This window comes from Rhodoferax ferrireducens (assembly GCF_049302455.1).
GTDB classification, from domain to species: domain Bacteria; phylum Pseudomonadota; class Gammaproteobacteria; order Burkholderiales; family Burkholderiaceae_C; genus Rhodoferax; species Rhodoferax ferrireducens_B.
In genome coordinates this window covers 81,255-94,789 of sequence record NZ_JBAQMD010000115.1, presented here as the reverse complement: position 1 = coordinate 94,789, position 13,535 = coordinate 81,255, and the positions used below count along the sequence as shown (strand labels likewise).

Genomic DNA, 13,535 nt, shown 5'->3' with positions numbered 1-13,535 from the left:
CATGCCATGGTGTACGACATCATGAACGACTCGCAGCGTAAAGCCTATGAAGAGTTTCTGGAGGTCGATTTTTCGTTCGAGATTGAAGGGCTGGCCCGCTTTCGGGTCAATGCCTACAACCAGCAGCGCGGGGCTGGTGCGGTGTTTCGGACCATCCCGAGCAAAATCCTGACCTTGGAGCAATTGAACGCACCGAAGATTTTTGCCGATCTGGCGCTCAAACCGCGTGGCCTGGTGCTGGTGACCGGCCCCACCGGCTCGGGTAAGTCGACCACCCTGGCGGCCATGGTCAATTTTCTCAATGAAACCGAGTTCGGCCACATCCTGACGGTGGAAGACCCGATCGAGTTTGTGCATGAGTCCAAAAAATGCCTGGTCAACCAGCGCGAGGTTGGCACCCACACACTCAGTTTTGCCGCCGCGCTGCGCTCGGCCCTGCGCGAAGACCCGGACGCCATTCTGGTGGGCGAAATGCGCGACCTGGAAACCATCCGCCTGGCCATGACCGCCGCCGAAACCGGCCACCTGGTGTTTGGCACCTTGCATACCTCCAGCGCCGCCAAGACCATTGACCGCATCATTGATGTCTTTCCGGCCGAAGAAAAAGAGATGGTGCGCGCCATGTTGTCCGAATCCCTGCAGGCGGTGATCTCGCAGACCCTGTGCAAAACCAAGGACGGCCAGAGCCGCGTCGCGGCGCACGAGATCATGCTCGGCACCAGCGCCATCCGCAATTTGATCCGTGAGGCCAAGGTGGCGCAGATGTATTCGAGCATTCAGACCGGCAACAGTGTGGGCATGCAGACACTGGATCAGAACCTGAGTGATCTGGTCAAACGCAACGTCATCAGTCCGTCGGAGGCGCGCTCCAAAGCCAAGATTCCGGAGAATTTCCCCGGCTAAAGTAGGGCTCCCACGCTGCTCACGGCGTGTGTTGCGCTGCCCCCACGACCCAATTAACAAAGAGGTGTTCTCATGGAACGCGATCAAGCCACCAAATTCATCAACGATCTGCTCAAGCTGATGATCAGCCGCAACGGCAGCGACTTGTTCCTCACGGCCGATTTTCCGCCCGCCATCAAGGTGGACGGCAAGGTCACCAAGGTCTCGCCCCAAGCGCTCACCGCGGCGCATACCCTGTCGTTGGCGCGCTCCATCATGAGCGACAAGCAGGTGGCCGAGTTTGAACGCACCAAAGAGTGCAACTTTGCCATCGCACCGCCCGGTGTTGGCCGTTTTCGCGTCAGCGCCTTTATCCAGCAGGGCCGGGTTGGCTTGGTGCTGCGGGTCATACCGCTGAGCGTGCCTACCATTGATGGTTTGGGTGTGCCCCCGGTACTCAAGGAAGTGGCCTCTGCCAAGCGCGGCTTGTGCATTTTGGTGGGAGCCACCGGCTCCGGCAAATCGACCACCCTGGCCGCGATGGTTGACTGGCGCAACGAAAACTCGTTTGGTCACATCATCACGGTTGAAGACCCGATTGAGTTTGTGCATCAGCACAAAAACTGTGTGGTGACCCAGCGCGAGGTCGGAATCGACACCGACAGTTGGGAAGCGGCGCTCAAAAATACCCTGCGCCAGGCGCCCGATGTCATTCTGATGGGCGAGATTCGCGACCGCGAAACCATGGAGCATGCGGTCGCGTTTGCCGAGACCGGGCATTTGTGTCTCGCCACCTTGCACGCCAACAGCGCCAACCAGGCGCTGGACCGGATCATCAATTTCTTCCCTGAAGAGCGCCGCGCGCAGTTGCTGATGGACTTGTCGCTCAACCTGAAGGCGCTGGTGTCGCAGCGGCTGATCCCGAAACAGGATGGTCGCGGGCGCTATGCGGTGGTCGAGATCATGCTCAACACGCCGCTCATCTCCGACATGATCTTCAAGGGCGAAGTCTCCGAGATCAAGGAGATCATGAAGAAAAGCCGCAACCTGGGCATGCAGACTTTCGACCAGGCTTTGTACGACGCCTACGAAGCCAACCTGATCACCTATGAGGACGCCCTGCGCAACGCCGATTCACTCAATGACCTGCGCCTGCAGATCAAGCTCAACAGCCATCGCGGCAAAGCCCAGGACCTGAACGCCGGTACCGAAAATTTCTCCATCGTTTAAAGACCACCATGAACAACACACCTCGCAAAACATATGAACCTACCCCGGCCCGCAAAGTCGCCTTTCTGGGCCTGGGCGTCATGGGCTATCCGATGGCCGGGCATCTGGCACAGGCCGGTCACCAGGTGACGGTGTACAACCGAACCGCTACTAAATCAGTAGCATGGTGTGCAGATTACACGGGGGCTGGAGCCGTAAAACATGCCCAAACGCCGAGGCTGGCGGCGCAACAGGCCGAATTCGTTTTTTGCTGCGTGGGCAACGACGATGACTTGCGTAGTGTCACCCTGGGTGTCGATGGCGCCTTTGCCGGGATGGAGCCGGGCAGCGTGTTTGTGGATCACACCACCGCCTCGGCCCGCGTGGCGCGCGAGCTGTACCGCGCGGCCAAAGACATGGGCCTGCACTTCATTGATGCGCCGGTATCGGGTGGCCAGGCCGGGGCGCAAAACGGTGTGTTGACCGTGATGTGCGGCGGTGATCAGGCCGCGTTTGACAAGGCGCAACCGGTGGCCATGGCCTTTTCCAAGGCCTTTACGCGTCTGGGCGAGAGCGGCGCAGGTCAACTGGCCAAGATGGTGAACCAGATTTGCATTGCCGGGCTGGTGCAGGGCTTGAGCGAGGCGATTGCCTTTGGCCAGCAGGCCGGTCTTGACATGAACCAGGTGCTGGACGTGATTGGCAAGGGAGCAGCGCAGAGCTGGCAGCTCGACAACCGGGGCAGGACCATGGTGGCCGACAAGTTCGATTTTGGATTTGCGGTGGACTGGATGCGCAAAGACCTGGGGCTGGTGCTCGATGAGGCCAAGCGCAACGGTGCGCGCCTGCCGGTCACCGCGCTGGTGGACCAGTTTTATGCCGACGTGCAGCACATGGGCGGCCAACGCTGGGACACGTCGAGCCTGATCAAGCGCCTAAGATGAAGTTCCCCCACGCTTCCTAGGGGCGGCCCGTCGGAAATTGCTCTATTTCTTGGTCTCAACCGGGGCCGGTTTGGGCAGCAGGTTTTGCAGCTCTTCTTCGCTGATGATCTCCAGCACGCGCACTACTTTCTGCACGCCGCCGGTGGCGCGGGTAATGTCGGTGGCCCGGTTGGCCTCGCGCTGGGTCACGCGTCCCATCAAATAGGTGGTGCCGCGTTCAGTCACCACCTTGAAGGCGTTCGCATACAGGTCCTTGGCGTCGATCAAAGCCGCTTTGACCTTGCCGGTCACCAGCGCGTCCGAAGAACGCTGGGTCAGGGTGGAGTGCCCCAGCACCGCCAGCTCATTGACGATGGCGCGCACATTTTCAACCCGTGACACCACTTGTTCCACCAGTTGCTTGTCCTGTGCGTTGGGCACCTCGCCCGTCAACAGCACCTGGCGGTTGTAGCTGGTCACGCTGACGTGGACCCGGTCCCCGAGGTTCTCGCGGATGCGGGCGGACGCGTGCAGTTCAATGCCCTCGTCTTCAATTTGTGTGCCCGTGGTACGGCGGTCGGTGGCCATCAGCGAGCCCATGACGGCGCCGCCCATGATGATGGGCGCGCAAGCGCTCAGCGTGCCGCCCAAACTGGCGCTGAGCACCATGAGGGTCAAAAGTTTTTGAGTTGCAAATTTCATGGTCATGTTTCTTGATCTCCAAGTAGCTGCGCGTCCACTGCGTCGCAAATGCAATGCAGCGCCAGAATGTGGACTTCCTGAATGCGCGCGGTGCGGTCGTGGGGCACACAAATGTGCACATCGGTATCGCGCAGGGCGTGGCTCATTTTGCCGCCACCGTGTCCGGTCAAACCCACCACCACCATTTCGCGCTCGTGCGCGGCCTCAATGGCGGCCAGCACATTGGCTGAATTGCCGCTGGTTGAAATGGCCAGCAACACGTCGCCGGGTTGCCCCAGGGCGCGCACCTGGCGCGAAAAAATCACGCTGAAGTCGTAATCGTTGGCAATCGCGGTGAGGATGGAACTGTCGGTGGTCAGCGCGATAGCCGCCAGCTCCGGGCGTTCGCGCTCAAAGCGCCCGACAAATTCGGCCGAAAAATGCTGCGCATCCGCCGCCGAGCCGCCGTTGCCGCAGGCCAGCACTTTGCCTCCGCTGGTGACGCAGGCCAGCAGCGCCTGCACGGCGGCGGCAATTGGTTTGCTCAAAATGGGCGCGGCCTGGTATTTCAGGTCAGCGCTGTCGATAAAGTGTTGTTGAATACGTTGCTCAAGCATAGGCGCGATGATACCCGGCCCCTTCTTATGCCGTGCTCAATAGGTCTCAAAGGCCGCTTGCAACCATTGAATGACACCGCGCTCCAGCGTCACCACATCAAAGCGGCAGGGCGGTGGCTCGCGCAAGCGCATCAAATAATGACGCGCCGCAAAAATAATGCGCCGTTGCTTGGTGGCGCTGATGCTGGCCGCAGCCCCGCCATGGCTGGCGTTGGCGCGTTGACGCACCTCGACAAACACCGTCGTGCCATCCGGCGCGCGCATGATCAGGTCAATTTCTCCGCCCCCGCGCCCTGGCGTCCGATAATTGCGCTCCAGCAGGCGCAGACCCGCCTGCTGCAGATGGCGCAGTGCGGACTCTTCGGCTGCATCGCCTGCTTGCTTGCTGGTGCCGACCTGGGTCTTGATTTGAGGAATTGCCATTGACTTCTGTTTACGCTTCTTTGTATGCCTCTGCTTTGGGCGCCGCGTCTGAGGCCGCCGGTGGCCAGAATTATCCGCCCGGCGCGCTCTACGTGGTGGCCACGCCGATCGGCAACCTGGCCGACATCACCTTGCGCGCATTGCATGTGCTGCAGTTGGCCGACACCATCGCCTGCGAGGACACGCGCCATACCCAGGCCTTGCTGCGCGCCTACGGTATCGACAAATCAAATGCGCAATTGCTGGCCGTGCACCAGCACAACGAAGCGCAGGCCGCGCAAGTGGTGACTGAGCGGCTGCAGCGGGGTGAACGCGTGGCCTACGCGAGCGATGCCGGCACCCCCGCCGTCAGCGACCCTGGCGCGCGCCTGGTCGCCAGCGTGCGCCAGGCTGGGCTGCCCATCGTGCCACTGCCCGGTGCCAGCAGCGTCACGGCCGCCCTGAGCGTGGCGGGCATTGCCGCGGACGACGCGCAGCATGGCGGGTTTGTCTTTGTTGGTTTCTTGTCGTCCAAATCGAGCGAACGTGCCAGCGCCATTGAAGCGCTGGCGCAGGAAGCGCGCGCGGTGGTGTTGCTGGAGGCGCCGCACCGGATTGAAGCGCTGGCTGCGGCGCTGGCCACGCTGGGCGAGCGACCGCTCACGATTGGGCGAGAGCTGACCAAACAGTTTGAAGAAATCGCCACCATCGCGGCGCATGATTTTCCCGGCTGGCTGCAACACGACACCAACCGCAGCCGCGGCGAGTTTGTGTTGGTGCTGCATCCGGCCGCCGTGGTAGCCGATGCGGGGGCCGAGCAGCGCATCCTCCAACTGCTGTTGGCCGAACTGCCTTTGAAGACCGCCGTCAAACTGACCGCCGACATCACGGGCGCCTCGCGCAATGCCTTGTACGAGGCGGCACTGGCCATGAAGAAGGGGCAGGCCGCGTCATAGCCCGGCCGGGCAAATGAGGCTGGTGGTTCGATGGCAAAACGATCATGAGGAACACGAAAAAAGGCGGGATTCACTGCGGTTCTGCGATGAAGATCGTTGGGTACGCCTGATGTACATAGGAAAGCTCGCCAAATTGAGCGGGGCAACACCAAAGGCGATTCGCCTGTATGAGGCGATGGGCCTTATTCCCGTTCCCAGCCGACAGGGGCAGTACCGCGTTTACTCGTTGAAAGACGTGTCACTGGTACATATGATCCGGCGTGCTCAGGCTGTCGGTTTCAGCCTTGCCGAATTGAAACCCCTGGTTGCACTTAAAGCGAAAACCAATCAGCTTTCCATAGAGGAAGCGAACCGTCTGATTGCCAGGAAACGGGAAAAACTGCGCAATGACATGAATAAGATCATGTCGCAAGACCAGCAACTGATGGCGCTTCATGAAGAGCTCAATCGGATTTGCCCATAGGAATCAGGAACGAGTTTTGCCGATAGCTTGACTCTGCCCCCAGGGACAAGGCTGATGATCCAGATATCACCTTTTCCAATCTACGAGGCAGCGATGGTAAAAATCAGCATTTTGTATCCGAACAGCAAGGGCTCACGATTCGATCTGAGCTATTACAGTCAAACACATATGCCAATGGCTATCGACCTGCTTGGTACTCACACCGGCTTTAAAGGTGTTTCGGTGGAGCACGGACTTGGAGGCGCAATTCCTGGCACAGAGGCGACCTACGTCGCCATGTGTCACTACCATTTCGATGCAGTTGAAAGCTTCATGGCGGCATTCACACCACACGCGGCGACACTCCAGAATGACATGCAAAACTACACGGACATTGAGCCGGTTATTCAGGTCAATGAAGTGTTGATTGCTCGGTAGTTATTGCCTTATCGCTTGATCCATCGGTTGGGTCATGAAAGTGAAGGAAAAATCATGCTTGCCCCGGCAAAGGCCCCGGCCAAAGCAACTGGCAAGCGCGCCGCAGCGGCGCCCGTCAAAGCGGCGCAAACTACACCCTCCAGCACGGACCGTGTCATCTCCCCGGCTTAAGGACGTTTTGTGTACGACGGCGAAAAATTCAACAGTGTCAGCCACCTGATTGGCTCGGCATTCTCCATCTCTGGCCTGTCCATCCTGGTCACGGTGGCCGTCATGCAAGGCGATCCGTGGAAGGTGGTGAGCTTCAGCATCTATGGCGCGACACTCGTGCTGCTGTATTGTTTTTCAACCATTTACCACAGCATCCAGCATCAGCGCGCCAAGGCGATTTTGCAAAAAATCGACCACAACGCCATCTACCTGCTGATTGCCGGCACCTATACGCCGGTCGCGCTGGTCACCCTGCGCGGACCTTGGGGCTGGACGCTGCTGGGTTTGAGTTGGGGGCTGGCGTTATTTGGTATTGCCCAGGAGTTGACGCTGGGCCGGCGCACGCGTCGTCTGTCAATGATGCTGTACCTGCTGATGGGGTGGCTGGTGGTCATTGCCATCAAGCCATTGACACACGCCATGCCATTGGCCGGTCTGGTTTGGCTGGTGGCGGGAGGCATCGTGTACAGCCTGGGCATCTACTTCTACGTGTATGGTGACCGCCGCCGCCATTACCACGGCATTTGGCACCTGTTTGTGCTGGGCGGCAGCTTCTGCCATTTCATTTGCATCTTGCTGTATGTGGCGTAAGCGGTGTCTCAGTTCATTTCAGCTGGATTCAGACATCAGCCAGCGGCCATCCGACCTGACGGACTTGGCTGTTTAATGTCTCTGCCCTACACTTTCCCGCTTCAAAGAGGCCTCCGACTTGCAGTCGGTGACCCCCGCAGCGCGCACCGACCGCGCCGCGTTGACCCTGCACGCCTGGAGACCCGCCAACCATGAACGCCTCATTGCCCGACCTTCTACCTCAAGCGCTGGCCAGTGCCACGCTGGACGACAAATATGCGCTGGACAAAGGTCGTGCCTTCATGAGTGGCGTGCAAGCCCTGATCAAACTGCCGATGTTGCAGCAGGCGCGTGACCAGCTGCTTGGCAAAAACACGGCCGGTTTCATCAGCGGCTACCGCGGCTCGCCGCTGGGCAATTACGATCAGGCACTGGTCAAGGCGGAGAAACACCTCAAGGCGAAGAACATCGTTTTCCAGCCTGGTGTTAATGAAGAACTGGCCGCCACCGCCTTGTGGGGCACCCAGCAGCTCGGCTTCGCACCGCCCGGCTCCAACAAGTTTGATGGTGTGTTTGGCATCTGGTACGGCAAGGGCCCGGGCGTGGACCGCTGCGGCGACGTCTTCAAGCACGCCAATATGGCGGGCACCACGCCGTGGGGCGGCGTGATCGCCGTGGCGGGCGACGACCACATCTCGAAAAGCTCGACCGCAGCGCACCAAAGCGACCATATTTTCAAGGCCTGCGGTACGCCGGTGTTTTTTCCGGCCAGCGTGCAGGAGATTCTGGATCTGGGTCTGCATGCCTTTGCCCTGAGTCGTTTTTCCGGGGTCTGGGCCGGTATGAAGACGATTCAGGAGGTCGTCGAATCCAGCGCCACCGTGATCATTGATTTGGAGCGGGTGCAGATCAAGATCCCGACCGACTTCGAGATGCCGCCGGGCGGTGTGCACATTCGCTGGCCCGATGCAGCCCTGGCGCAAGAGGCGCGCCTGTTTGACTTCAAGTGGTACGCGGCGCTGGCCTATGTCCGGGCCAACCGGCTCAACTACAACGTGATCGAGGGCCCGAATGACCGTTTTGGCCTGATTGCCAGCGGCAAGGCCTTTAACGACACGCGCCAGGCTTTGCTCGATCTGGGTTTGGACGATGCGACCTGCCAGCGTCTGGGCATCCGTTTGCACAAGGTCGGCGTAGTGTGGCCGCTGGAAGCCCAGCTGACGCGCGAATTTGCCACCGGCCTGCAGGAAATTCTGGTGGTGGAAGAAAAGCGCCAGATCATTGAGTACCAGCTGAAGGAAGAGCTGTACAACTGGCGTGCTGACGTTCGGCCCACCGTGCTGGGCAAGTTCAACGAGGTTGACAGCGGCTCGGCAGGCTCCCACTATGGCAGCGGTGGCGAGTGGTCGATGCCGAACCCGAGTGCCAATACGCTGTTGCGCGCCAATGCCGACTTGTCGCCTGCCCTCATTGCCCGGGCCATCGCCCAGCGCTTGAAGAAAATGGGCCTGGACGCCGACACGACGGCGCGTATCGACGCCCGACTGGCTATTCTGCAGGCCAAGGAGCAGGCCATGCAGATGCTTGAATTGAGCAGCGTCAAGGGGGCCGAGCGCCAACCCTGGTTCTGCTCCGGCTGCCCGCACAACACCTCGACCAAAGTCCCCGAGGGCTCGCGTGCCATGGCGGGCATTGGCTGCCACTTCATGGCGATCTGGATGGACCGTGCCACCGTGGGCTTTACCCAGATGGGCGGCGAGGGTGTGCCCTGGGTCGGCCAGCAGCCCTTCAGCACCGAGAAGCACGTGTTTGCCAACCTGGGCGATGGCACCTACTTTCACAGCGGGCTGATGGCGATTCGCCAGGCCATCGCGGCGGGCGTGAGCATCACCTACAAGATTTTGTACAACGACGCGGTTGCCATGACCGGTGGCCAGCAAATTGGCGAGCGCCCCGAAGGACACTCCGTGGTCCAGATTGCCCAGAGCGTGCGGGCCGAAGGCGCTATCAAAATAGTGGTGGTGACGGACGAGCCGGACAAGTACGCCCACATCACCGGCTTGCCCGAGGGCATTGCCATTGAACACCGCGACGAACTCGATCGCATCCAGCGTGAGTTCCGGGAAATCAAGGGATGCAGCGTCATCATCTATGACCAGACCTGTGCCACCGAAAAACGGCGCCGGCGCAAGCGTGGCAGTCTGGTCGATCCGGCCAAACGGGTTGTCATCAATGAATTGGTGTGTGAGGGTTGTGGCGACTGCGGCGTGCAGAGCAACTGTCTGAGCGTGGAGCCGCTGGAGACCGAGTTTGGCCGTAAGCGCCAGATCAACCAAAGTACTTGCAACAAGGACTATTCGTGCGTCAAGGGGTTTTGCCCGAGTTTTGTCACGGTAGAGGGAGGTCAGCTGAAAAAGAAATCAAAGGGCCAGGGACCGTCGCCGTTTGATGCGGCATGGGGCACGTTGCCGGAGCCGACGATGGCTTCGACGATCGGTCAGGCCGATCAGGTCTGGGGTATCGTGGTCGCCGGCGTCGGCGGCACCGGTGTTATCACCATTGGCCAGTTGCTGGGCATGGCGGCGCATCTGGAGGGCAAGGGCATCGTGACGCAAGATGCGGGCGGCCTGGCGCAAAAAGGCGGCGCCACCTGGAGCCACGTGCTGATTGGTGCCTCACAAGACGCCATCCGCACCACGCGTGTGGGCATGGCGGGGGCCGACCTCATCATCGGCTGCGACCCCGTTGTGGCGGCCAGCACGGAAACCCTGCTGCGCATGCTTAAGGGGCGCACGCAGGTGGCGCTGAACTCCCACGCCGCGCCAACGGCCGCTTTCGTCAAAAACGCCAACTGGCAAAACCCGGCCGAGGCCTGCGTCAGCGACATCGTCAAAACAGTGGGACTCGATGCGGTGGCCGCATTCAACACGGAGCTCGCGGCCACCCGTCTGATGGGCGACAGCATTTACACCAACCCGATGCTGCTCGGCTTTGCCTGGCAAAAGGGGTGGATTCCGCTGCAGCAAGCATCGCTGCTGCGCGCCATCGAGCTCAATGCGGTGGCGGTCGAGCAAAACAAGACCGCGTTTGCATGGGGTCGTCGCGCGGCGCAGGACGGGGTCGCGTTTGACAAGATGCTCAACCCGGGGCAAGTGGTGGCTTTTGCCAAGCGCAGTTCACTCGATGCGTTGATTGCCAAGCGCGTGGCCTTTTTGACGGATTATCAGAATGGCGCCTACGCTGAACGCTACAAATCCTTTGTGCAGAAGGTGAAAAGTGTGGATGAGTCGGTCGGCCCCGGGAGCCTGGCTTTGAGCGAGGCGGTGGCCCGCTACCTGTTCAAGTTGATGGCCTACAAAGATGAGTACGAGGTGGCGCGTTTGCATAGCCACAGCGATTTCAACGCCAGGATAGCCGCCTTGTTTGAAGGTGATTTCAAGATTCATTACCACCTGGCGCCCCCCTTGCTGGCCAAAAAGAACGCGCGCGGCGAGTTGCAAAAGCGGCCCTATGGCCCCGCCACGTTGCTGGCTTTCAAGGTGCTGGCTCAGCTCAAGGGCCTGCGCGGCACGGCGCTGGATATTTTTGGCAAGACCGAGGAGCGTCGCCAGGAGCGCGCCCTGATCACCGAGTACCAGGCCAGCATCAATGAGTTGCTCGGCGTGCTGGGCCGCAACCCGTCTGCGGGGCAGTCGGGTGAAGGCGAGCTGGCGCATTACCAGCTGGCGCTGGACATTGCCCGTATTCCGGAGCAGATCCGGGGTTTTGGACACATCAAGGCGCGCCATCTGAGCGCGGCGCGCCAAAATTGGCAAGAGTTGATGACCCGGTTTCGGGGCTCCGTGGCCCCGCATACAATGCCCGGTTGACTCTTTTTTACACCAGCCGGCGTGAAAAACTGCGGTGCATCTTGTTTTTTTAACCAATGATTTTGGAGTTACCCGTGTTTATTTCTTCAGCCTTCGCCCAAACCGCCCCTGCCGCCGCTGGCGGCGATATGCAATCTTCACTCATGAGCATGCTGCCGCTGGTGCTGATGTTCGTGGTTTTGTATTTCGTCATGATCCGCCCGCAGATGAAAAAGCAAAAGGAACATCGCGCCATGATTGAGGCCCTGGCCAAGGGCGATGAAGTCGCCACCGTCGGGGGCATGCTGGGCAAGGTCAGCAAGCTGGGCGAGGGTTATTTGACGCTGGAAGTGGCACCCAACGTTGAAGTTCAAATTCAGCGCAGTGCCGTGGTGCTGGTCTTGCCCAAGGGCAGTATCAAGTAAGCAGCAGTTACAACATCGAGAAGCGCGATCATGAATCGTTACCCAGTCTGGAAGTACGTGATCATCTTGATCGCGCTGGTGGTGGGGGTCGTGTACACCCTGCCCAATTTTTTTGGTGAAGCCCCGGCGGTGCAGGTGTCGGCGGTCAAGGTTGGCGTCAAGGTCGACAGCGGCACAAAAGTGCAAGTCGAAGCAGTCTTGCAGACAGCAGGCCTGGCCGCTGATATGGTGACGCTGGACGGCAACTCGGTCAAAGCGCGCTTTGGCAACACCGAGACCCAGCTCAGGGCCAAGGATGCGATTCAAAAAGCCCTGATCCCTGATCCGGCCAACCCCAGCTACGTGGTGGCGCTCAATCTACTGTCGCGCTCCCCGGCCTGGTTGACCGCCCTGAATGCCTTCCCGATGTACCTGGGGCTGGATTTGCGCGGTGGTGTGCACTTCATGTTGCAGGTCGACATGCAAGCGGCGTTGACCAAGAAAGCTGAATCATTGGCCGGGGATATTCGTACCAGCCTGCGCGAGAAAAATGTTCGCCACAGCGGCATCAGTCGCAACGGCCAGACCATCGAAGTGCGTTTTCGCGATGCGCAAACGCTCGAAGCGGCCAAAGAGATCCTGCTGGATCAATTTGCCGACCTGCAATCGGTGGATGCGCTGGACGGTACCGATTACAAACTGACGGCCTCCATCAAGCCCGTGGCGGCGCTGCGGGTGCAGACACAAGCGCTCAAGCAGAACATCACCACCTTGCACAACCGAATCAATGAGCTCGGTGTGTCTGAACCGGTCATCCAGCAGCAGGGCCTGGACCGGATTGTGGTGGAGTTGCCGGGTGTGCAGGACACCGCCAAGGCGAAAGATATTCTGGGGCGCACCGCCACCCTCGAAGTGCGCATGGTGGATGAAAGCAGTGAAGCGCGGGCGGCCGAGGGCGGTACGGCGGCGGTACCGTTTGGGTCCGAGCGCTTCCTGGAACGCAGTGGCCAGCCCGTTATCGTGAAAAAACAGGTGATTTTGACGGGTGAAAACTTGACCGATGCCCAACCCGGTTTTGACAGCCAGACGCAAGAAGCCGTGGTCAACCTGACGCTTGACGCCAAGGGCGCGCGTATTTTCCGCGATGTCACGCGTGAAAGTGTCGGCAAGCGCATGGCGATTTTGCTGTTCGAGAAGGGCAAGGGCGAAGTGGTCACCGCGCCCGTGATCCGCTCGGAGATTGGCGGCGGCCGGGTGCAGATTTCAGGTCGCATGACCGCGATGGAAGCCACCGATACGGCCTTGCTGTTGCGCGCCGGCTCGCTGGCGGCACCGATGGAAATCATCGAGGAAACCACCATCGGCCCAAGCCTGGGTGCGGAGAATATCGCCAAGGGCTTTGACAGCGTTACCTACGGCTTCATTGCGGTGACCATCTTCATGTGCATGTACTACATGCTGTTTGGCCTGTTTTCGAGTATCTCGCTGGCCGTCAATTTGCTGCTGCTGGTGGCGATGCTGTCGATGCTGCAGGCCACCTTGACGCTGCCGGGCATGGCCGCGATGGCGCTGGTGCTCGGCATGGCGATTGATGCCAACGTGCTGATCAACGAGCGGGTGCGCGAAGAGCTGCGCAATGGCGCCTCGGCGCAGGCCGCCATCCACGCTGGCTATGACCGGGCCTGGGCCACGATTTTGGATTCCAATGTCACCACCTTGATTGCAGGGCTGGCCCTGTTGACCTTCGGTTCCGGTCCGGTGCGCGGCTTTGCCGTGGTGCACGTTCTTGGCATTCTGACCAGCATGTTCTCCGGCGTGTTCTTCTCCAGAGGCTTGGTCAATTTGTGGTACGGCCGGCAAAACAAGCTCAAGACGGTGTCCATTGGGACCATCTGGCGCCCTGAGCCCGATGCGCCGGCGGCCTCGAAATAAGCGCGAACTACAGCGAGATAT

General features: G+C 60.1%; 13 protein-coding genes. 10 read left to right on the top strand and 3 right to left on the bottom strand.

The window, feature by feature from the left end; all coding sequences use genetic code 11:
- From WA157_RS19105 to WA157_RS19095, 3 genes are all read left to right on the top strand, one after another.
- A partial coding sequence (locus tag WA157_RS19105) for a type IV pilus twitching motility protein PilT (RefSeq protein WP_422622490.1) occupies positions 1-903 on the top strand: 903 nt, incomplete at its 5' end.
- Positions 904-975: 72 nt separating this feature from the next.
- Entirely contained in the window at positions 976-2,112 is a 1,137-nt protein-coding gene (locus tag WA157_RS19100) for a PilT/PilU family type 4a pilus ATPase (protein ID WP_422622489.1), read from the top strand.
- Positions 2,113-2,120: 8 nt separating this feature from the next.
- Complete coding sequence (locus WA157_RS19095) at positions 2,121-3,035, top strand: NAD(P)-dependent oxidoreductase (RefSeq protein WP_422622488.1); 915 nt, start codon at positions 2,121-2,123, stop codon at positions 3,033-3,035.
- Between the two features lie 42 nt (positions 3,036-3,077).
- Here WA157_RS19095 and WA157_RS19090 read toward each other — a convergent pair whose 3' ends face one another.
- Genes WA157_RS19090 through WA157_RS19080 form a run of 3 tightly spaced genes read right to left on the bottom strand, consistent with a single transcriptional unit; the run spans position 3,078 to position 4,735 of the window.
- Entirely contained in the window at positions 3,078-3,716 is a 639-nt protein-coding gene (locus tag WA157_RS19090; RefSeq protein ID WP_422622487.1) for a BON domain-containing protein, read from the bottom strand.
- Positions 3,717-3,718: 2 nt separating this feature from the next.
- The gene (locus WA157_RS19085; protein WP_011466136.1) at positions 3,719-4,312 is read right to left on the bottom strand and encodes a phosphoheptose isomerase; all 594 of its coding nucleotides are present in this window, start codon (positions 4,310-4,312) and stop codon (positions 3,719-3,721) included.
- Positions 4,313-4,348: 36 nt separating this feature from the next.
- On the bottom strand, positions 4,349-4,735 hold the full coding sequence (locus tag WA157_RS19080) for a YraN family protein (RefSeq protein ID WP_422622486.1): 387 nt from the start codon (positions 4,733-4,735) through the stop codon (positions 4,349-4,351).
- Between WA157_RS19080 and rsmI the strand changes: the two genes are divergently transcribed.
- The 7 genes from rsmI (at position 4,735) to secD (ending at position 13,514) form a co-directional block, all read left to right on the top strand.
- Positions 4,735-5,670 carry a 16S rRNA (cytidine(1402)-2'-O)-methyltransferase gene (gene rsmI, locus WA157_RS19075; protein ID WP_422622485.1) on the top strand — a complete coding sequence of 312 codons (936 nt, stop codon included), beginning with the start codon at positions 4,735-4,737 and terminating at the stop codon, positions 5,668-5,670. The genes WA157_RS19080 and rsmI overlap by 1 nt on opposite strands.
- A gap of 13 nt (positions 5,671-5,683) precedes the next feature.
- Positions 5,684-6,133 carry a MerR family transcriptional regulator gene (locus WA157_RS19070; RefSeq protein ID WP_422622484.1) on the top strand — a complete coding sequence of 150 codons (450 nt, stop codon included), beginning with the start codon at positions 5,684-5,686 and terminating at the stop codon, positions 6,131-6,133.
- A 54-nt stretch (positions 6,134-6,187) separates the two neighbouring features.
- Positions 6,188-6,550, top strand: coding sequence for an EthD family reductase (locus WA157_RS19065; RefSeq protein ID WP_422622483.1), 363 nt, complete (start codon positions 6,188-6,190; stop codon positions 6,548-6,550).
- Between the two features lie 180 nt (positions 6,551-6,730).
- Complete coding sequence (gene trhA, locus WA157_RS19060; RefSeq protein ID WP_422622482.1) at positions 6,731-7,351, top strand: PAQR family membrane homeostasis protein TrhA; 621 nt, start codon at positions 6,731-6,733, stop codon at positions 7,349-7,351.
- Between the two features lie 191 nt (positions 7,352-7,542).
- On the top strand, positions 7,543-11,199 hold the full coding sequence (locus tag WA157_RS19055) for an indolepyruvate ferredoxin oxidoreductase family protein (RefSeq protein ID WP_422622481.1): 3,657 nt from the start codon (positions 7,543-7,545) through the stop codon (positions 11,197-11,199).
- A gap of 74 nt (positions 11,200-11,273) precedes the next feature.
- Positions 11,274-11,603, top strand: coding sequence for a preprotein translocase subunit YajC (gene yajC, locus WA157_RS19050; protein ID WP_041791009.1), 330 nt, complete (start codon positions 11,274-11,276; stop codon positions 11,601-11,603).
- A gap of 30 nt (positions 11,604-11,633) precedes the next feature.
- Complete coding sequence (gene secD / locus WA157_RS19045; protein WP_422622480.1) at positions 11,634-13,514, top strand: protein translocase subunit SecD; 1,881 nt, start codon at positions 11,634-11,636, stop codon at positions 13,512-13,514.
- The last annotated feature ends 21 nt before the right edge of the window (positions 13,515-13,535 follow it).

Bases quoted from the DNA above. Each gene is read 5' to 3' on its own strand.
- WA157_RS19100 (WP_422622489.1), top strand. From the start codon at position 976: ATGGAACGCGATCAAGCCACCAAATTCATCAACGATCTGCTCAAGCTG.
- WA157_RS19095 (WP_422622488.1), top strand. From the start codon at position 2,121: ATGAACAACACACCTCGCAAAACATATGAACCTACCCCGGCCCGCAAA.
- WA157_RS19090 (WP_422622487.1), bottom strand. From the start codon at position 3,716: ATGAAATTTGCAACTCAAAAACTTTTGACCCTCATGGTGCTCAGCGCC.
- WA157_RS19085 (WP_011466136.1), bottom strand. From the start codon at position 4,312: ATGCTTGAGCAACGTATTCAACAACACTTTATCGACAGCGCTGACCTG.
- WA157_RS19080 (WP_422622486.1), bottom strand. From the start codon at position 4,735: ATGGCAATTCCTCAAATCAAGACCCAGGTCGGCACCAGCAAGCAAGCA.
- WA157_RS19070 (WP_422622484.1), top strand. From the start codon at position 5,684: ATGAGGCTGGTGGTTCGATGGCAAAACGATCATGAGGAACACGAAAAA.
- WA157_RS19065 (WP_422622483.1), top strand. From the start codon at position 6,188: ATGATCCAGATATCACCTTTTCCAATCTACGAGGCAGCGATGGTAAAA.
- WA157_RS19055 (WP_422622481.1), top strand. From the start codon at position 7,543: ATGAACGCCTCATTGCCCGACCTTCTACCTCAAGCGCTGGCCAGTGCC.
- secD (WP_422622480.1), top strand. From the start codon at position 11,634: ATGAATCGTTACCCAGTCTGGAAGTACGTGATCATCTTGATCGCGCTG.